Here is a 20,008-nt window from a genome sequence, read left to right as displayed (position 1 = left end):
GGAACAGAAATGGCAATATTAACAGTAGAAAATTTAGGTCATTCTTTCGGTGATCGTACACTCTTTAAAGATGTATCGTTTCGCTTAGTGGAAGGTGATCATATTGGACTTGTAGGAGCTAATGGTGTTGGTAAGTCTACATTAATGGGCATCATTACAGGTCAAACGATCCACGATACAGGAAAAGTTGAGTGGTTGCCTGGTACGCACTATGGTTATCTAGACCAACATACCGTACTAACGGCTGGTAGAACAATGCGTGAAGTGTTACGCGATGCCTTTTTACCATTATATAAAAAAGAAGAAGAGCTGAATGAAATTACAGGCAAGATGGCAGACGCAACGCCTGAAGAATTAGAAGTACTTTTAGAACAAATGGCAGAAGTACAAGATGCATTAGATGCAGGAGATTTTTATACATTAGATATGAAAATTGAAGAGGTGGCACGTGGACTTGGACTTGATGCCATTGGCTTAGAGCGTGATGTAGCTGCTCTTTCTGGTGGACAGCGCACAAAGGTACTCCTCGCTAAGCTTTTATTAGAAAAACCTAAAGTACTTTTACTAGATGAGCCGACGAACTATCTTGATGAGGAACATATTACTTGGTTGAAAATTTATTTAAAGAACTATCCATATGCTTTCCTTCTAATCTCACATGATACAGAATTTATGAACGAAACAGTGGATGTCATCTTCCAATTGGAATTTTCAAAATTAACTCGTTATACTGCAACATACGAAAAATTCCTTGAGCTTGCTGAAATCAATAAACGTCAGCATATTGAAGCCTATGAAAAGCAACAGGAATTCATCAAGAAGCAAGAAGATTTTATAGCTAAAAACAAGGCACGTTACTCCACTACTGGTCGTGCAAAATCACGTGCTAAGCAACTTGATCGTTTAGAGCGAATTGATCGCCCAGAAACAGCTGTAAAACCAGAATTCGGTTTTAAAGAAGCCCGTTCATCTAGCCGCTACGTTGTAGAGGCTGAGAACTTAGTGATTGGTTACGATAAAGACAAGCCATTACTTCCTCCACTATCTTTTGCGATTGAACGAGGAGAAAAAATTGCTTTAGTCGGTATGAATGGTGTGGGTAAATCCACATTATTAAAAACAATGTTAGGTAAAATTAATGCGCTTGGTGGGAAAGTAGTCCGCGGAGACTACCTATATCCTTCCTATTTTGAACAGGAAGTAAAAGCTGAGAAAATCACGCCAATTGATGATGTTTGGAATGCTTTCCCTTCTATGGAACAAGCCCAAGTACGTGCAGCTTTAGCAAGAGCTGGCCTAAAAACTGACCATATTACACGTCCGCTTAATTCATTATCTGGTGGCGAGCAAGCCAAAGTGCGTTTATGTAAATTAATGATGGAGGAAGCTAACTGGCTTCTCTTCGACGAACCAACAAACCATTTAGATGTAGATGCAAAAAATGAATTAAAACGTGCCATGAAAGAATTTAAAGGTACCATTGTGCTAGTAAGTCACGAACCTGATTTCTATGAAGGACTCGTAACAAAAGTCTGGAATGTTCAAGATTGGTTTACTTCTGGACAACAAGGCCAAGACTAATTATTTCAAGGGCAGCCCAACATGTTATGGGGCTGCTCTTTTAAATTTTTTAACTTCGATGTATAAATAGCCTCATATAAACATACTATAATCAGTGGACTAACAATTTTACTCCTACTTCCAACTAACTCTCTCCTACGAGACAATTTAGAATTCTAGTAGTCCCTATTAACTCATCATCGATTTTATGCTTAAAAAGACAAATTCTAAAGAGTTAACATAAACTTACATCATTGTAAGCTGAATAAACGAAACTTTTTACGCTTATCTTCGTATATTTTAATATAACTGAAAAAATAATAATACGATTGAGAAATTTTTTCAATTAACTATTGATTTATATATAGCTTACTAGTAAGATATATATATAAACTATTAACTTACTAATAAGCTATTTGTAAAATATAATCTAAAAAAGAAAGCGAGGAATGAAGAATGACAGTTACAATTTACTCACAAGCGAGCTGTTCTTCATCCAGAAAAGCACTTAAATGGTTAAAAGATCACAACATAGAATATAAAGAAAAACGTATTACATCTCACCCACTTACACTTGCAGAATTCAAAGAAATTCTAAGCATGACTGAAGATGGCACAGATGAAATCATTGCAACAAACTCAAATGACTTTAAAAACTTAAATATCGACATCGACCAACTTTCTATTCAAGAGCTATTTGCTATCATTCAGGCACACCCAAGAATGTTGCGAAGCCCTATTATAATAGATGAAAAACGTATTCAAGTTGGTTACAATGAGATGGACATCCGTCGTTTTATCCCACGTAAAGTACGTGCTTACGAATTAAATGCGATGACAAGATTGGCACAAGAAAGTTAAAACAGTTTTGGAGATGACCTTCTATGGACCAAGAAAAACAAAAAGCCATTACCTCGTTGTTTGAAGTCGTTTCATCTATTGAGCGTAAGTGGGCAAACGAGTGGAATAATCATAATGTACTCGGCTTTTCAAAATCCCATATTTTAATTTTAGACTACTTATCGCAGGAGGGCCCAAAACGCCCTTCTGCTATTGCTGAGCGGTTAAAAGTAACTACTGGTGGCGTCACTGTTTTAACAACCAAGCTGATAAATGGTGGCTTTATTGAAAAAACACAGCATGCCACAGACCGCCGTGCTTCTCAACTAGTCATTACGGCTGACGGTGAAAACATATTAAAGGAATCTCGTCAACAAGTGAGTGAAATCATTAATAATATGTTTGGTATGCTAACAGCGGAGGAACTGCAAACCTTACGAACTATTTTTTCTAAATGTTTATTGGATGTGGAGACAAATCGGCCAGATTGAAGCACAATAAAAAGATGCATTTGCAATTATTTGCGAATGCATCTTTTTTGATTAGTCGACCAAATACTTCCGTCTAAGTACCGTGATGTGCGACCAATCTGCTTTATTAAGCTGGTAGCACAGATTCCACTATAGCTGTATCTGACATGAGCATTTCTTTTAATCGAGCCTTTGCACGGAATAAACGAGATTTCACAGTACCAATGGAAACTTTCATAATTGTAGAGATTTCTGCAAGTGAATATTGGTCTATGTAGAAATACCATAAAGTCTTTCTATAAATGGCATCTAATTGCTCCATTTTATCTTGGACTAGTTTTGTCACAATGTCCTTTTCAATTTTTTCTTCTGTAGAAATATCGTTATTGGGAACCAAATCTAGAATCGGTACGTCTAATGTTTCAGGTTGGTTCATCATATACTTGCTACGTCGTACTTTTTTACGATAGCGATCTCTAAATGTATTCATTGTAATAGTTGTCAGCCAAGCTTTAATATGCTCTACTTCGGCCACGCTATCTTCATAGCGTACAACCTTAACCCAAACTTCTTGCATTAAGTCTTCCGCTTCTATATTATTGCGAGTTAGTTTTAAACATAAATGATATATATAACGATTGTATTCCTCGTATACGCCTTCTAATTTTTCATTCATTGTGTATGCCTCCGCTTCTTGTTCTTGCTTCTATACACATTCTCGCAAAATAATGTATTACACTCTATCGCATTGGCTTTCAATTTCATTACAATCGTGTAAGCTTAATCGCTTTCACTTGTAATATTCGTAAAAATTGTTTTACTACTATACTGCTTTCCCTTCAAAAAAGCTTTTGATGACAATAGTTATCTATTAATTAAACTATATTTTTAATAGTATTTATTGTCTGAATATTAATTAGCATTTGAAGAAACAAAAAATGCACTCCTAATAGAAGTGCATTGGTGTGTTAGCTTAGCAGCCCTAGACGAAAGGCTGAGGCAACGACCTGTGTTCGATTCTTTGCTTTGAGCTTTGTCATCAGACTGCTTACATAATCCCTGACAGTATGCTCACTTAAAAATAATAAACCAGCAATTTTTTTATTATCATATCCTTCGGCAAGCAGGCCAAGTATCATCGATTCCCTGTCAGTTAAATGAAGCACTGTATTCTTTTCTACCTTCTCGACCTTACGTGATAAAAATAAACCTAAACGCTTCCCTACTTCCTCAAGGAGTGTTAATTCTTCCTTTGTACAATCAAATTCCTCCCCTAGCTGATCAAATGTTAGCCATCCAAATAATTGATCTTCACACAAAATGGGAATAAAAATAATCGAGGATAAATTAAATAATTGGATATGCTCTTCTTTCACGTAATTTTTAGGATTTTTTAAATAAATGGGTTTTCTTGAACTAAGTATCGTGTTTTCTCCAGTCAACTCCCCTTTCATGCTTTGCACCTTAGGTAGCTCTGCGCCAATAACTCCATAAAATTGATTGGACCATGGGACATATGCGTAAAATACACATCTTTTATAACTAAAATACTCTTCACATTTTTTTAAAATAAGGGCTAAATCCTGATAACCTGAAGAACTAATGAGCAATTTATCAAGCCTATCTAATAGCTGTAGATGCCTAATTTTTTGATTTTCAGTAGTTATGTTACCAGTTTGGTTATCTCCCTCACAGCCATAGTATAGCTCTACAAGTAACGTAAATGTCGATAATATATACATGAAGATGGCGTTCGTTCGACTACTCTTCTGTTGAATCATAAAAGTAATCAATGATTTCTCAAAAATTAATTGAAATAAATTAAAGCTCTTCCTATCAATAATGGACAACTGTGATTGAAGCCATGTGTTAAAAAAATACTTATCATCATTATTTAGTTCATCGATATTTGCATGTGTCATTAAACGCAAAAATGAATCTAATAGCATTGCTGCTCTTTTTCGATCTGCCCCAGTTATAGAAGGTTCTAGATTAAGGTAAATAATTGTATTCTCTTCAATTTGCTTATGATGAATTTTAATAAACAACACAAACTCTTGAATTGTTACTTCTTCAATTGATTGAAATGGATGCGTCATAGGAAATTCTTCTCCTTCACACTAAAAATACCCCTATAAATGGAGGATATTCATTCACTATATTATACAGCATCTTATAGGATAGTATTTCAAATTGAAAGGAGTAAGATGAAGGTATCGCTAGACAATGCGAATACTTTTGAATCCTCAGGCAACCATATAACCAGAAAAAATGAAAGGTGCGTGCTTGAAATGAGATTAGAAAACAAAGTGGCCATTATTACAGGTGGAGGTACAGGAATCGGGAAAGAAACTGCATTATTATTTGCTAAAGAGGGAGCAAAAATAGTTATACTGATATAAATGAACAATCTGGGAACGAAACAGTCCGTGATATTCAAACTATCGGCGGTGAGGCAGTATTTTTCCACCACGATGTAAGTAATGAAGAAGACTGGAAAAAGGTAGCAGATGAATCAATAAAAACATTTAATAAAGTGGATATTCTTTTCAATAATGCAGGTATCTATATCATAAAACCTCTTGCAGAAATCGAGCTTTCTGACTGGAACCGCTTAATGTCCATCAATGTGACAGGTGTGTTCTTAGGTATGAAGCATATTATGCCGCTTATGACAAAGCAACATAATGGTTCTGTTATTAATGCTTCCTCTATTGCAGGCTTAACAGGGGCAGCTGGTCACGTATTATACGGCGCGAGTAAAGGGGCTGTTCGCATTATGACAAAAGATGCTGCTATGGAGTATGCTCAATACGGCGTACGTGTCAACTCCATTCATCCCGGCTACATTGATACAGGTATGGCAGACTATGCATCAGCAACAACAGGAAGCTCAAAAGTTGAATTAGGTAAAAACTTATTCCCATTAGGACGTTTAGGCTCTGTAAAGGAAGTAGCGCAAACTGTATTATTTTTAGCTTCTGATGAATCTTCCTTTTCAACAGGTGCAGAATTCGTTATTGATGGCGGTGCAACAGCAAAATAACATTACTAAAGGTGGTCATTTATATGAAACTAAAAGATAAAGTAGCAATTGTTACAGGTGGAGCTAGTGGGATTGGTGAAGCCACAGTTCGTCTCTTTGTTGAAGAAGGAGCTAAAGTCGTTATTGCCGATTTTTCTGATCGTGGACAAAGCGTTTCTGAAGAATTAAATAACAATGGTTTTGATACACTCTTCGTGAAAACAGATGTAACAAATGAAGCGGACATTCAAAACATGATAAAGGAAACCGTTACTAAATACGGTAAACTTGATATTATGTATGCAAATGCAGGCGTAGCTGACGATGCACCAGCACACGAGCTTTCTTTTGAAAAATGGAAAAGAACAATTGATATTAATTTATCAGGTGTATTTCTTTCTGATAAATACGCAATTGAACAATTCCTTGCTCAAGGAACAGGCGGCGTCATTGTTAACGCTGGTTCCATTCATAGCTTCGTTGCCTTACCAAACCCTACAGCCTACTCATCTGCAAAAGGTGGCGTTAAATTATTAACACAAAACCTATGTACTGCTTACGCTAAACACGGTATTCGTGTAAATGCAGTGTGTCCTGGCTATATCGACACTCCCCTATTAGCTGAGGTCGATGCTCAGAAGAAAGAATATTTAGCTTCCCTTCACCCACAAGGTCGACTTGGTAAACCAGAAGAAATAGCTAAAGCCGTTCTCTTCTTAGCTAGCGATGACGCAAGCTTTGTTAATGGTACAACCCTTCTTGTTGATGGTGGTTATACTGCTCACTAATGAGGCTTTGAATAGACTTGCCTGATAGCTAGCGCATTTTAGTGATGCATTCTAGCTGTTAATAGTACGAAGCGATCTGGCTGTTGTATCTGAACACTTCACTGAAAAAATTTATAACCCACTCAAGTAATACTCAACCACAATTGCTATTTAGCACTTGTGGTTTATTTTGTAGGTGCTATGTGTAATCTTTCAAGACAATTTAAGTTTCCTAAAAGCAAATTATGCTATACTATTTCTATTATCGAAATATTAGAAAGAAGGATGCTAAATGACTAATTTACAGCAAATTGATGCTTATTTTGCAGAACATCGTGAGGCACATTTAAATGAACTGAATGAATTTTTACGTATTCCAAGTATCAGTTCTTTATCCGAGCATAAAGAGGATATTCAACATGCAGCTGAGTGGCTAGCCAGTGCGTTTGAAAAACTAAATCTTGAAAATATCTCCATTACACAAACAGCTGGGCACCCTGTTGTTTATGCAGACTGGCTACATGCTGAAGGTAAACCAACTATTTTATTTTATGGTCATTATGATGTTCAACCTGTTGATCCATTAAATTTATGGGACAGTGAACCTTTCAATCCTACAATTCGAGACAATAAATTATTTGCTCGTGGTGCAAGTGATGATAAAGGACAAGTCTTTATGCACTTAAAAATGATTGAGGCATTGTTTGCTACAACAGGGACATTACCAGTTAATGTTAAATTCATTTATGAAGGTGAAGAAGAAATTGGTAGTCCACATCTACCTGCCTATGTTGAGCAAAATAAAGAAAAACTAGCCGCCGATTTAATTTTAATTTCCGATACAGGTCTTTATGGTCCTGGGAAGCCTGCGGTATGCTATGGTTTACGAGGCTTAACGGGCATTCAAATTGATGTGCGTGGAGCTAAGGGAGATTTACACTCCGGTCTTTATGGTGGTGGCGTACAAAATGCTATTCATGCATTAGCTGAAATTTTAGCATCCTTCCGTGATGAGCATGGTACGATTCAAGTTGAAGGTTTCTACGACAAAGTGTTGCCATTAACAGAAGAGGAACGTGAGGCTTATCTTGCGCTTGGCTTCGATGAAGAATCTGTTAAACAGGAAGTTGGCGTAAAAGAATTATTCGGTGAACAAGGATATTCTTATTTAGAACGTACTTGGGCACGCCCAACCCTAGAGGTTAACGGTGTATTTGGTGGTTTCTCACGTGAAGGCATCAAAACAGTGCTACCCGCTGAAGCTGGCGCTAAAATCACATGCCGCCTTGTACCAAATCAAGAGCCAGATGAAATTGTAGCACTTTTAAAAGCACATGTTGAAAAGCACAAACCTGCTGGTGTGGAAATCAGCATTTCTGAATTCGATAAAGGCCGTCCATTCCTAACGCCTTTCGATCATCCATTTATCCAGGCTGCTGGACGCTCTTATGAAAAAGTGTATAATGTACTGACAGCATACACACGAGGCGGTGGATCCATCCCTATCGTCGCTGCGTTTGATGAAATTTTAGAATTACCTGTAGTGTTAATGGGCTTCGGTCTATCAAGTGAAAACTTCCATGCCCCAAATGAACACTTCCATTTAGAAAACTTTGATAAAGGCTTACGTGTTCTGAGTGATTATTTATATGAGGTTTCAGGATTACAAAAATAAATATCGATTAATAAAAAAATCCCCTCACTTTTAAAGTGAAGGGATTTTTTGTTTGATTACTCACCAAAAATTGTAACGATATCAGCTGCTTGTTTGCGTTCTTTGCCTTTTGGCACCTCATCAAAATAACCAACTTGTAGCATAGCAATGACACGCTCACCTGGCTGTACCTTTAAAGCTTCACGGAATTTTGGGTTATCTAGGAAGCCTGGTGTTTTCCAGCAAGAGCCTATGCCCCTATCCCATGCCAGTAACTGCATGTTTTGAATAAATGTACTTGCCGCTGCATAATCTTCTAAACGTTCTTTTTGACGCGCATCCTCTGGAACGATAACAAAGGCATAGCCGCCTGGTAATGTAAATTTCAACATCTGCTTCGCTAAATCTTCGCTTGAAAGCTCCTGCCATTTAGGAATTGTTAAGTCCCGTAATAGCTGATGAAGGCTTGTTAATTCCTTTCCACAGGCAATAACTAATCGCCACGGCTCGCGATTACCATGGTTGGGAGCCCATACTGCATCGTCAATAATAGCCATTAAATCCTCACGTTCTACTGGCTGGCCATTAAACTTTTTAATGGAACGGCGTTGAATAATTGCATCTCTAACAGATAAAATTTGTTCGCTCATATATCAATTCTCCTTCTACCATAAGACAACATATTAGAGTTTATCTCTTCTATCTTTCACATTATCATATATTTGTATGCTTTAAAACTACCTGTTCCTAAGCAAAACTGTCATCTATATGATAGAAAAAGTAGGTCATGCTTGGTGTATAGGCGGTGGAATCCTCGTAAAAATAAGGTCTATTAATACTATCTGAGGTATGGGCATTCACATAAGGAATACCATTTTGAATACTTGTAACAATAACGGAGTGGTCAATTCTCCCATTCCCTTGAAAATCATAAAAAATGACATCTCCAAGCTCTAGTTCCTCTGCATATTGAACACGTCTTCCCTTCAATCCAGTTGTAGATCCTTCTAAATACCATCGTAATGAATGGGCAACAGACCAGCTAAAGCTCCAATTCCCTTGCTGAATCCACCAGCCTTTCTCTCTACTTGGTGCACCTCGCATCGGTGCCCCCCCTGCAAGTAAACACTGAGATATATAGTTTGTGCAATCTACATCAAAATTTGGAAAAGCAGGATTGCGTCTGTTCCACCACAAATTAGCATATTGAACTGCAGCCTGCCTATTATACATTTTTGCCATACCATAACCTCCTCATGCCATCATATGTCTATTTAAGCATTTCTATTAGTTAGGTCCTTCCTCATAATTCTTATTGAAATCCATTATATTCAGCATGTTCCTTTCCAATTTCAAGAACATTTTTGCTACAATAGGGTTTAAAGATATGTCAATTTTATTTTATGACCAGAAGGGATGTTGAATGTGAGGCAGCATGCTGAGAAAGAGATTTTACAGCCAACTCTTTTATGCGACAAAAAAGGTAATTTAAATCCAGCAGCCATCGGATTTGCACGCAAACCACTTATTAATAGCAATTTAAGCGGCCATCTCATGCGCAAAAAGAAATGGAACTATTGGTGTGTCTACGGTGATGAAATCTTGTTTTCAGCTACGATTAGTCATCTAGATTACGCAGCAGTCTGCTTCGTTTATTTCCTTGAATATGAAACACAGCGCTATTTTGAAAAAACGATCACAATCCCCTTCGGTGGTAAACTAAAAATGCCTACACAGGTTTTAGAATCTGTTTCATTTAAAAATAGTGAAATGATGATTGATTTATTATATATACAAAATGAAACACATCTATCTGTTTCCATACCAAACTTTGACGGAGATGTTTTACGAGCAAAGCTTATCATTCAGCACCCACCAGCTGACGAAACCCTAAATGTAGTCATTCCTTGGAATCGGAAAACATTTCAGTTCACAGGCAAGCATCACATATTGCCAACATCAGGTGTTGTCACAATTGGTACTCGACGGTTTAATTTCTCAGCTGAGGAGAATTTTGCTGTGTTGGATTATGGACGAGGTGTATGGCCACGTGAAGCATTATGGAATTGGGGAATGGCCTCTCAACGAGTACGCGGACGACGGATCGGGCTTAATTTAGGAGGTAAATGGACAGATGGCACAGGCATGACTGAAAATGCTGTTTTTGTTGATGGTAAAATGACAAAAATACATGAGGATTTATTATTTCACTATGATTCCGAAGATTATATGCAGCGTTGGAAAGTAAAAACTAAATTTTCCAATCAGGTCTCCTTAACCTTTTCACCCTTTTTTGAGCGTATAGCCCAAACGAATGCCAAACTAGTTAAATCAGAGGTACATCAGCTATTTGGCTATTACGACGGTTCTATTTTACTCGACAATGGTGAAACACTGGTTATTCAACAAATGCTCGGATGTATTGAGGAGCATCGTGCAAAATGGTAAAAACCCTCTAGAAGACGTTGCTTTCCGTGGGTATTTTGAAAATGCAAATGATTCCACGGAAGCTTTTGTCTCTTAGCTGTCCACTTCTTCTCTAACTAAGGGCTCTTACTATTTTTTCTGGATCATCTGTAAATATCGCCTGTACACCGAGCTCTTGTAAACGTCGAGCATCACGTTGTTCATTGACTGTATACACACGGACAGTTGCGCCTTCAGCGAGAGCTAGTTTAACTGATTTACGAAAGGAAGTTGGCAAACTTACATGTAACGCCTTAGCGGGTATAAGAGCAATGTAAGTTGGGAAATCCACCAGCACCTCTGCAAACAATGCTGCACTTTCTATATAGGGCGCTATTTTTGATATTGTTTGCAATGATTCATGATTGAAAGATGAAATGATCACCCGCTCTGTCATTTGCTGTGCTGCTACTTCTTTGAGCACGAGCGCTTCTATTCCTTCATAGGCAATAATGTCTGTTTTCAGTTCAATGTTGATACGGTGATTGGTACCTGAAAATATCTCCAACACTTCCCCTAACGTAGGAATTACTTCATCTCCGAACTCCCGTGAAAACCACGAACCAAAATCAAATGTACGTAATTGCTGTAATGTAAAGTCTTTTACATAGCCTGAGCCATTGGAGGTACGATCAATGGTCTCATCATGAATCACCACTACCTCTTTATCTGCGGTTAAATGAACATCTAGCTCTATCCCTGCTATAGGGAGCTTTGATGCTGCTTGAAAGGCAGCCATCGTATTTTCTGGATAGTTTATCGAAACACCTCTATGTGCAAATATGTCCAAATTCAATAACCTCCTCTATTATTATCAAAGAAAAACCTTCCAGCCCCATGTAATAGTAGCACAATTAACTTTTTGCTTTCACTTGCTGGTAAATATTATATATAGTAGTATGATAATCTACTTTGAAATTGTAAGTACCTAGGAGGTGCTAAAAAATGACTGTACAACATCCAGATTTTCAGGCTGAAGTAGAGCGGTTAGCGTATACCCAGGGCTATATGCAACAAATATTAGACGAATCACAACGAGATTTAAAATCTGCTCAAGAAAATATCCGTAAATCTATGGCCGATCTTGATTACTTAGATTCGAGTTTAAGTTATTTAAATATCTTAACAAATGCCCGGTTTTTTGAAATGGCACGTAATCAAAAAGAAGGTCTAGAGGCCGTTCGCAAGAAGCCCTATTTCGCTAGAATCCATTTCCAAAAAACCGGTGACCCAGAAGAATTCCTTTATATTGGGAAGACATCACTATTTCATCGTGAAACCCATGAGCCCATTATTGTTGATTGGCGCTCACCCGTAGCTAATGTTTATTATGATGGACGTCTTGGTGACATGGAGTATGATGTCCGTGGTGAAGTTCATAAGGGACATCTCTATGCTAAAAGGCAATACAAGATCGAAAATGGCGAATTACTCGATATAAGAGATATTGATCTAACAACAAATGATGAACTACTCCAAGAAGCATTGGCTGGAAAAGCTGATGTTCGTCTAACTGAAATTGTTTCAACAATTCAAAAGGAACAAAATGAAATTATTCGAGCACATCTTCGTCAACCAATTATTGTGCAAGGTGCTGCTGGCAGTGGAAAAACAACCATTGCTCTACACAGAATATCCTATTTCCTTTATACAATGGGTGAACATTTTAATCCTGAACAGCTCATGATTTTAGCACCGAATAAGCTATTTATTGATTATATAGGCGATGTTTTACCAGAGCTTGGCGTCGATAAAATATGCCAAACTACTTTTACAGACTACGTTCTTTCTGCCACAAAGTTAAAGCTTAAGCTTCAAAATCCAAATGAGCAATTAGAGTTACTCGTTGCTGGAGGTAGTCATCAGCCTACTGCCTGGATTGCTGAAATGAAAGGCTCACTTTACTATCGCGATGTCATCGAACGCTACGTACAAAAGCTGGAACAAAAGATCGCAGAGCAATTCGAAGATGTCTATATTGAAAAATACTGTATCATGCGTGCTTCCCACCTGAAGAAGCTGTTTTTATATGAATTTTCATATATGCCTATCGAAAAGCGACTTGAGCATATTAAAAAGGTCTTAGCAAGCCATGTACGTCAAAAAAAACAGGCTGTTTTAACTACACTCCATAAAAAGTATGATGAGGCATTGGGTAAAGCCTTAAATGGAATTCGAGATGATGAAAAACGGCGACGTGTTGTCACAAAATTCATTGATGAGCGTGATGAACGAATTCCTGCCATTGAAAAAGAAACGAAGACAACGGCATCAGCTTATATGCGTCGCTTTCCAAAACATAATATTAAAACACTCTATCGTTCCCTTCTCACCGATGCAGAACTATTAGCAGAACTCGCCCCTGAATGGCATTACCTTGAACAGCAACAATTTTTGCAGGCACATCGTAAAGAACAATGGGCACTCGAAGATTTAGCTGCACTATACTATTTACAAGCACGTTTAAAAGGCATTGCAGATGAATGGAAGATGCGTGTTGTCTTTATCGATGAGGTCCAAGATTACAGTTTATTTCAGCTTGCTGCTTTAAAAGCAGGTCTTGATACAGATATGTTCACTATGGTCGGTGATTTAGCACAAGGTATCCATAGCTATCGCTCATTAACAGCCTGGGAGCCTGTCCAAAGCTTATTTCCCCGTGCAAGCTTCCGCACTTTGCAAAAAAGCTATCGAACAACAATTGAAATTATGGAAGTCGCGAATCAAATTCTAACACAAATGAATGAACAGCTACCTTTAGTAGAACCCGTTGTGCGTCACGGTAACGTACCAAGTTTTATTCAAGCGGAGCAATTCGATGCCTTTAAAATTAAAGAGATCTTTGAAGCCATTCGTCAAAATGGCCATCGATCCATTGCTTTAATTTGCAAAACTACTGCAGAAGCCATTACTATGCAACAGGCTTTAAAAGACAATGATATTGCTTCACAACTACTAACGGAAAATGAATCTATTAATCAAGAAATGTTACTTGTTGTTCCAAGTCACTTAGCTAAGGGACTTGAATTTGATGCCGTCATTGTAGCTGCCTATGATATACCATTTTACGATACACCAATTGACCGAAAGTTACTTTATGTAGCTCTTACACGAGCCATGCACGAGCTATACTTAATCGGACCATCCAAAAAAACATTTTTATTAGAAAATTAAAAAGTCGCTAAAAGGCGACTTTTTTCTTTGCATTATTAATTTCTTGGTGGTAACTTATAAAACTTTCCTTTGGATAAATAAGCTTTAACAACTTTCCACCATGAACTAGGGGCTTCCTTTGGAGGCGACTTCTTTTTTGGCAATGCTGGCATGCGCATGATCACGACTCCTTTCTTAAAGCTTATTAATATTATATGAAGATAGTAGGTGATTATGATAAAAAAGGGCGATGAGTTAATATTAAATACCACTCATCACCCTTTTTCTATTGTTTTACATAATAATCAATTTGCTGTGCTTTCATAAAGCCTGCTTTTTCATAGACAGAAAGTGCTTTTTTATTGTCTACTTCTACATCTAGCATGACAAACGCTGCACCAACCTTACTCGCATAATCCTTTGAAAAGGAAAGAAGGGCTGTCCCAATACCTTGTCCTTCACAATTTGGATGTACAGCAAGTGCTGTTACCCACTGGATTTCATTTTCCTTAGCTGTAGTCACTGTTCCAACAACTGCACCATCTCTGTAAGCAATCCAAAGCTCTCTTCCATTTGTTGATGTATTAAAAGCAATAAGCTCTTCTGATTCTTCGGGTAGATCCCCAAAAGCCTCACAATAAATAGTAATCAGTTCAGCTTGCTCTCCGTTATAGGCTTGAATATTTATATCACCTCGCAATGTAACGGGCTCTGCTTTTGTTTCTAGAGTCGTTTCTGAAAAACTATAGGTAAACCCTTTGTTTTCAATAAATGTGTGCCCATAAGGGGAACCATCAATTACTACAGCTAATTGACCCTCTGCCCCTCTTTCTTTTAGCCCTACTTGTATACCCTCAACTAACGCAGTTCCAATACCCTTTTGTCGATATGCAGGTGTCACCACTAATGACCACTCATATGTATGAAGCCCCATTAAGTCGATAGCACTAGCAGCACCAACTAGTAAATCTTTATCATCCTCATACGCTAGTACCATAAAGCCTTTATTCTCGAAAGAGCTAGCCATTGGTACATTCATAATGGTTTCATATACTCGATAATCTTGAACTGTTGCTTCTTCACATAATAACTTTACTTCTTTCAATGTTTCTCCATCTAATGGAAAAGACACTGTCATCACTGAAATATTCATCATTTACTCCGTTCCTGTAACAGACTATTGCCCTATTGTAGCAAGAATGAAAATAAGCTGGCAACAAAATATATTAATACCCGCTATTAATCAGAATTTTACTTCAAATATTGGAAAAATAAAAGGATTTATACTATAAAAATTCAGTAAAATGACTGAAATTTACTAGAAATAATAGCTATAAAATAATATACTAATTTTTCGAAAATAGAGATATTTATTCTGTTGCAACCTGTTACTTTTTAACTATATACCACTTCCTGATTTAATAAAAATTTTACTAACTATTCAAATTAATAATATTTTAATTCAATAAAAAAGAGCAACTTCAAATGAAATTACTCTTTTTCCATCTATTCCTCAAGATGGTGTGAGGATGAATGCAGCATTTGTGCATAAAGACCACCTGATTCGATTAGCTTTTGCTGAGGTCCAGCCTCCACTAATTCTCCTTTATGCATAACTAAGACCATATCAGCATTATGGACAGTATTTAAACGATGTGCAATCACAAAGCTGGTACGCCCTTGCATTAACGTATCGAGTGCCTCTTGTATGGCTAGTTCTGTCACAGTATCGATACTGCTTGTGGCTTCATCCAATAGTAAAATTTTCGGATCAGCAATAAGTGCCCTTGCTATAGAAAGTAATTGCTTTTGGCCTTGGGAAATCTCGCGTCCATCCGCAGCAAGAATAGTATCATACCCATCCTTTAGTTTCATAATGAAATCATGTGCATTAGCTCGCTTGGCCGCTTCCTCAATCTCTGCATCACTCGCATCAAGTCTACCATATCGGATATTCTCGCGAACAGAAGCCTCAAACAAAAATGGATCCTGTAAGACAAAAGCCATCTGTGAACGAAGGGATTGTCGATCAATTTGCTGTACATTTATACCATCAAATAATACCTCTCCCTTTGAGACGTCATAAAATCTTGCAATAAGTTGAAGGATTGTCGTTTTACCAGCCCCAGTTGCACCAACAAGGGCTACCGTTTGACCAGGTTCCACTTTAAAGTTTACATTTTTTAGTGTGTACCCTTCTTCTTCTAGTTGATATTTAAAGTACACCTTTTTAAACGTTACATGTCCCAATAGTTGATGCTTTTGTGCTGACACATTTTCTGCCTCTGGTTGTTCATCAAGCAAGGCAAATACACGTTCTGCACCAGCAATAGCTGACAGTACCGTATTAAACTGGTTTGCTAAATCATTTAAAGGACGTGTAAATTGTCGTGCATATTCAGTGAATATAACAATTACCCCTATCGATACATGTCCATATAACGCAAGGACTCCTCCTACACCTGCTACAATGGTAAAGCTCATATTATTTAAGAAGTTCATAACTTTAGGAATATAACCTGAGTATGTCTGTGCCCAAAAACCAGTTCTTTTTAAGCGCAAACTTTTTTCACGAAATTCTGTTTTCATTCGCTCCTCTTGTGAAAATGCCTTCACAATCCGCTGTCCTGAAATTGTTTCTTCTATCATCCCATTTAAAGCGCCAATAGCTGCCTGCTGTTCTTTAAACAGTGGTGCTGTACGACGTGTAATCCATCGCATCGCCCAAAACATCATTGGAATAATGATCATCGTCAGAACTGTCAGCAATGGGCTTAAACTGAGCATAATAATGACGGTTCCCCCAAGCGTAAGTACACTTGAAAATACCTGAATAAAGGAACTGTTCAATGTTGAGCTGACAGCTTCAATATCATTCGTCATTCTACTCATCAATTCGCCATGCTGACGACGATCAAAGAATGCCACTGGCAGTCTTTGAAAATGAGTGAATACACTTGTCCTTAATCTATAGATCGTTTGCTGGGCGATGCCAATCATCCAATAGTTTTGTAGGAAAAGTGAAACAGCTAATAACACATAAATACCAATTAATAAGCCAATCCCCTTACCTAAGCCTGAAAGCTTGCCATGCATAACATAGTGATCAATCATTTGACCGATTACATAAGGGCCAACTAAAGCTAATATGGAGCTAATCATCACTAATAAGAGCACCACAATGAGCAGTGCACGTTGTTCGTCGACAATTTTCCATAACCGCAGCAATGTACTTTTCCAATCAGCTGCACGTGGCCCCTTCTTTTTCTTCACAGCCTGTTTCAGATCATCTTTTGTCAAAAGCGGTTCATAGCCAAAAGGTTTCTGGAAAAATCCCATTTTAATCCTCCACCTCCTGTTGAGAGATAGCTATTTTTTTATAAAGCGAGGAAGTCTCTAATAGCTCTTCATGTGTACCATAAGCAACTACTTTTCCAGCATCAATCAGTAGAATGCGATCCGCACCTTTAGCTGTACGTATTTTTTGCGTCACAACAAGCATCGTTGCTTTTTCGTCACTCAGTGCCTCCCACAAAGACTGTTCAGTTTTAACATCTAAAGCACTAGTGCTATCATCAAGCATTAAAATATGTCCTTTTCTCAAAAGAGCTCTAGCTATAGATAACCTCTGTTTTTGCCCCCCCGATAAATTAACACCTTTTTGCCCAACCTTTGTATCATAACCATTTGGAAAATCTTCAACAGATGCATGAATTTGCGCTTGCATTGTAGCCTGTAATACAGCATCCATTTTAGCCTGTGTATCTCCCCAACGCACATTATCTGCAATACTTCCTGTAAATAACAATGACTGCTGAGGGACATAGCCAATCACTTCCCGCAACTCTTGTAAATCCCAATGTTGAACATCCTGACCTTCCACAAGTATTCGGCCTTGCGTTACTTCATAGAACCGAGGAATGAGCTGTAATAATGTTGATTTCCCTGCACCAGTTGCCCCCATGATCGCTAGTTTCTCGCCAGACTTAACTTGAAAGCTTACATCTGACAGAACAGGAACATCTCCTCCTGGATAAGTAAAACTAACATGGTCAAAGGTTAATTCTCCATATTGTGTTGCATGATCTACTTCTTCTAAAAGGGACGTATCTTCAACCTCATTTTCAATGGAAAGGATTTCAGCCATACGTTCTGCAGATGCCTTCGCACGTGCATAGAAGATAATAATAAAAGCGAACATTGAAAATGAGCCTGTCATACGCATTGCATAATTCACAATAGCCACAATATCACCAAGTGGCGTTGTTCCTGTAGCAATTTGTTTTGTACCAAACCATAAAACTGCTAGCAGGCTCATATTCATGATGAACAAAAGAACAGGCATAATATATTCCATTATGCGTAAGGCCTTCACAGTATCAACCTTTAACCGTGATGCAACTTCATCAAAGCGTGTAGCTTCATATGCCCCTCTTAAGTAAGCCTTTACTAATCGTATCGCCTGTAAATTCTCCTGTAAAACTCTGTTTAAACGATCCACCCTCTTTTGTACACGCCCAAAATAAGTCACACCTTTTGCCACCATAAAAAGAAGAAAAATAAAAATGATGGGTGCACCTATAACTAAAAATAATGCTAATTTCGGATTTACGACAAAAGCCATAATAATGCTTCCTATCACAGCAAGTGGCGCTCGAAGCATTATACGCAAGCTCATAAACAGCACCGTTTGTACTTGTGTGACATCATTTGTTAATCGAGTAATAAGCGATGCAGTGGAGAATTTTTGATAGGTTGCTAGCGTAAAGGATTGAATCCTAGCAAACATGGCATTTCGAAGATCATACGAAAAGCTTTGAGCTGTATGGGAAGAAAAATAAGAATTGATAATGCCCGCCAGAAAGGCAACGAAAGATAGCCCAAGTAAAACAGCCCCCCATTGCAAAACCATTCCTTGATTTTGTGCCCTTACTCCCTCGTCGATTATTTTTGCCATAATGAGTGGCTGCACAAGCTCAACAAATAACTCTAAAAGCATTAAACATAAAGCAAAAATAGCTGTCCATTTATATGGCTTTACATAGGAAAAAACTTCTTTCATATTCTTTCCCCCTTGTTGGTAGATAAAATTTAAAGATAGTCAAAAACTACTAACACTATAGTATATTTATGCTTTCTCTCCCGCTATTGAAAGCCACGTTACACAAACAAGCATAACGAATACTCCTATTAGTTGCCAAAAACCTAAAGAAGTACCGAAAATAATAACAGAAATAACCATTGCTGTTAATGGCTCAATACTAGAAAGAATGCTCGTTTCAACTGCTGTAATGTATTTCATGCTACTTAAAAATAATATAAAAGCTACTGTTCCAAAAAATATTAAAGCAACTAATAACATTAAAATTTTAAAATCTACTAGAACAACCCATTGAGTGGACTGCTGCCAAACACGGCTTACTAAGCCTAAAGTGAAGCCACCCACCAGCATCCCCCAGCCCACTACTAAAAGCACACTCCACTCCTTCATTAAGCGTGCAGGATACAAGGTGTAAAATGCAAATGTTAAGCCTACTCCTATTCCCCATAACAAGGCTTTTGAACTAATAAGCAAACTTTCAAATGATGCATTCGTTAGTAACAGAAATAACCCTATAAGGGTACCAATAATACCTAACACTTGATATTTTGGTGGCCATTTCTTTAAACTAAGAGAGACATACGCGACAACAAATATTGGCGCTAAAAACTGTAGTAAGGTAGCAAGCACAGCATTACTTTCATTAATTGCAGCAACAAATGCAAATTGTACACCAAGCATACCTGCAATACCAAAAACGATGAGTTGCCTCCCCCATAGCTTGTGCTGCCAAATTCCAAAAATATTTTTTCCTGTTAACAATAAATATGTAAGTAGTAATATACCTGCAACCGATAAACGAATTGTTAACATAAAGGATACTGTCAAAGGTGTATGATTAAGCAACCACTCCATTAAAGGGCCAGTTGCTCCCCATAACATAGCACCTGAGACGATAAATATTATTCCTTTTAAACGTTTCATACCAATCCTGCTTCCTATATACGTACTAAAAATTGTTACTTTTCTTCA

Annotated in this window: 17 protein-coding genes and 1 pseudogene; 8 read left to right on the top strand and 10 right to left on the bottom strand. The window is 37.6% G+C overall.

Annotated features, from left to right (window positions below):
• The first annotated feature begins 9 nt into the window (after positions 1-9).
• From RCJ95_RS05845 to RCJ95_RS05835, 3 genes are all read left to right on the top strand, one after another.
• Positions 10-1,581: an ABC-F family ATP-binding cassette domain-containing protein gene (locus RCJ95_RS05845; RefSeq protein WP_004225557.1), complete on the top strand. Its 1,572-nt coding sequence runs from the start codon at positions 10-12 to the stop codon at positions 1,579-1,581.
• Between the two features lie 435 nt (positions 1,582-2,016).
• Complete coding sequence (spx, locus tag RCJ95_RS05840; protein ID WP_004225558.1) at positions 2,017-2,421, top strand: transcriptional regulator Spx; 405 nt, start codon at positions 2,017-2,019, stop codon at positions 2,419-2,421.
• Positions 2,422-2,444: 23 nt separating this feature from the next.
• Positions 2,445-2,891 carry a MarR family winged helix-turn-helix transcriptional regulator gene (locus RCJ95_RS05835; RefSeq protein ID WP_009371643.1) on the top strand — a complete coding sequence of 149 codons (447 nt, stop codon included), beginning with the start codon at positions 2,445-2,447 and terminating at the stop codon, positions 2,889-2,891.
• A gap of 106 nt (positions 2,892-2,997) precedes the next feature.
• Here the strand turns inward: RCJ95_RS05835 and RCJ95_RS05830 are convergent, their stop codons facing one another.
• Both RCJ95_RS05830 and RCJ95_RS05825 read right to left on the bottom strand, forming a co-directional pair.
• Complete coding sequence (locus RCJ95_RS05830) at positions 2,998-3,546, bottom strand: RNA polymerase sigma factor (RefSeq protein ID WP_036078118.1); 549 nt, start codon at positions 3,544-3,546, stop codon at positions 2,998-3,000.
• Between the two features lie 292 nt (positions 3,547-3,838).
• The gene (locus tag RCJ95_RS05825) at positions 3,839-4,969 is read right to left on the bottom strand and encodes a LuxR C-terminal-related transcriptional regulator (RefSeq protein WP_446722017.1); all 1,131 of its coding nucleotides are present in this window, start codon (positions 4,967-4,969) and stop codon (positions 3,839-3,841) included.
• A 192-nt stretch (positions 4,970-5,161) separates the two neighbouring features.
• On the opposite strand from RCJ95_RS05825, the pseudogene RCJ95_RS05820 reads away from it, so the two are divergent.
• From RCJ95_RS05820 to RCJ95_RS05810, 3 genes and pseudogenes are all read left to right on the top strand, one after another.
• Positions 5,162-5,916: pseudogene (locus tag RCJ95_RS05820) on the top strand (SDR family NAD(P)-dependent oxidoreductase).
• A 23-nt stretch (positions 5,917-5,939) separates the two neighbouring features.
• Complete coding sequence (locus RCJ95_RS05815; RefSeq protein WP_257521057.1) at positions 5,940-6,683, top strand: SDR family NAD(P)-dependent oxidoreductase; 744 nt, start codon at positions 5,940-5,942, stop codon at positions 6,681-6,683.
• A 271-nt stretch (positions 6,684-6,954) separates the two neighbouring features.
• Positions 6,955-8,337: a dipeptidase gene (locus RCJ95_RS05810; RefSeq protein WP_446722016.1), complete on the top strand. Its 1,383-nt coding sequence runs from the start codon at positions 6,955-6,957 to the stop codon at positions 8,335-8,337.
• 56 nt (positions 8,338-8,393) lie between these two features.
• Here the strand turns inward: RCJ95_RS05810 and RCJ95_RS05805 are convergent, their stop codons facing one another.
• On the bottom strand, positions 8,394-8,966 hold the full coding sequence (locus tag RCJ95_RS05805) for a nitroreductase family protein (protein WP_221679095.1): 573 nt from the start codon (positions 8,964-8,966) through the stop codon (positions 8,394-8,396).
• Between the two features lie 97 nt (positions 8,967-9,063).
• Positions 9,064-9,558, bottom strand: a complete 495-nt coding sequence (locus tag RCJ95_RS05800; protein WP_004229655.1) for an amidase domain-containing protein — start codon at positions 9,556-9,558, stop codon at positions 9,064-9,066.
• 183 nt (positions 9,559-9,741) lie between these two features.
• Here RCJ95_RS05800 and RCJ95_RS05795 point away from each other — a divergent pair, with 183 nt between their 5' ends.
• On the top strand, positions 9,742-10,764 hold the full coding sequence (locus RCJ95_RS05795) for a DUF2804 domain-containing protein (protein WP_004229659.1): 1,023 nt from the start codon (positions 9,742-9,744) through the stop codon (positions 10,762-10,764).
• A gap of 91 nt (positions 10,765-10,855) precedes the next feature.
• Here the strand turns inward: RCJ95_RS05795 and RCJ95_RS05790 are convergent, their stop codons facing one another.
• On the bottom strand, positions 10,856-11,572 hold the full coding sequence (locus tag RCJ95_RS05790) for a glycerophosphodiester phosphodiesterase (protein ID WP_312128658.1): 717 nt from the start codon (positions 11,570-11,572) through the stop codon (positions 10,856-10,858).
• Positions 11,573-11,727: 155 nt separating this feature from the next.
• Here RCJ95_RS05790 and helD point away from each other — a divergent pair, with 155 nt between their 5' ends.
• Positions 11,728-13,956, top strand: a complete 2,229-nt coding sequence (helD, locus tag RCJ95_RS05785) for an RNA polymerase recycling motor HelD (protein WP_369354270.1) — start codon at positions 11,728-11,730, stop codon at positions 13,954-13,956.
• 35 nt (positions 13,957-13,991) lie between these two features.
• Here helD and RCJ95_RS05780 read toward each other — a convergent pair whose 3' ends face one another.
• From RCJ95_RS05780 to RCJ95_RS05760, 5 genes are all read right to left on the bottom strand, one after another.
• Positions 13,992-14,114: a hypothetical protein gene (locus tag RCJ95_RS05780; protein ID WP_004229664.1), complete on the bottom strand. Its 123-nt coding sequence runs from the start codon at positions 14,112-14,114 to the stop codon at positions 13,992-13,994.
• A 107-nt stretch (positions 14,115-14,221) separates the two neighbouring features.
• Positions 14,222-15,091, bottom strand: coding sequence for a GNAT family N-acetyltransferase (locus RCJ95_RS05775; protein ID WP_446722015.1), 870 nt, complete (start codon positions 15,089-15,091; stop codon positions 14,222-14,224).
• A gap of 350 nt (positions 15,092-15,441) precedes the next feature.
• Entirely contained in the window at positions 15,442-17,274 is a 1,833-nt protein-coding gene (locus RCJ95_RS05770) for an ABC transporter ATP-binding protein (RefSeq protein WP_221679092.1), read from the bottom strand.
• A gap of 1 nt (position 17,275) precedes the next feature.
• Positions 17,276-18,997, bottom strand: a complete 1,722-nt coding sequence (locus tag RCJ95_RS05765) for an ABC transporter ATP-binding protein (RefSeq protein WP_221679091.1) — start codon at positions 18,995-18,997, stop codon at positions 17,276-17,278.
• 66 nt (positions 18,998-19,063) lie between these two features.
• Complete coding sequence (locus RCJ95_RS05760) at positions 19,064-19,960, bottom strand: DMT family transporter (protein ID WP_221679090.1); 897 nt, start codon at positions 19,958-19,960, stop codon at positions 19,064-19,066.
• Between the last annotated feature and the right edge of the window lie 48 nt (positions 19,961-20,008).

This window comes from Lysinibacillus sp. BSL11 (genome assembly GCF_052928325.1).
Note: the sequence above shows the minus strand (reverse complement) of the source record. Positions and strands in the feature narration are given on the sequence as shown.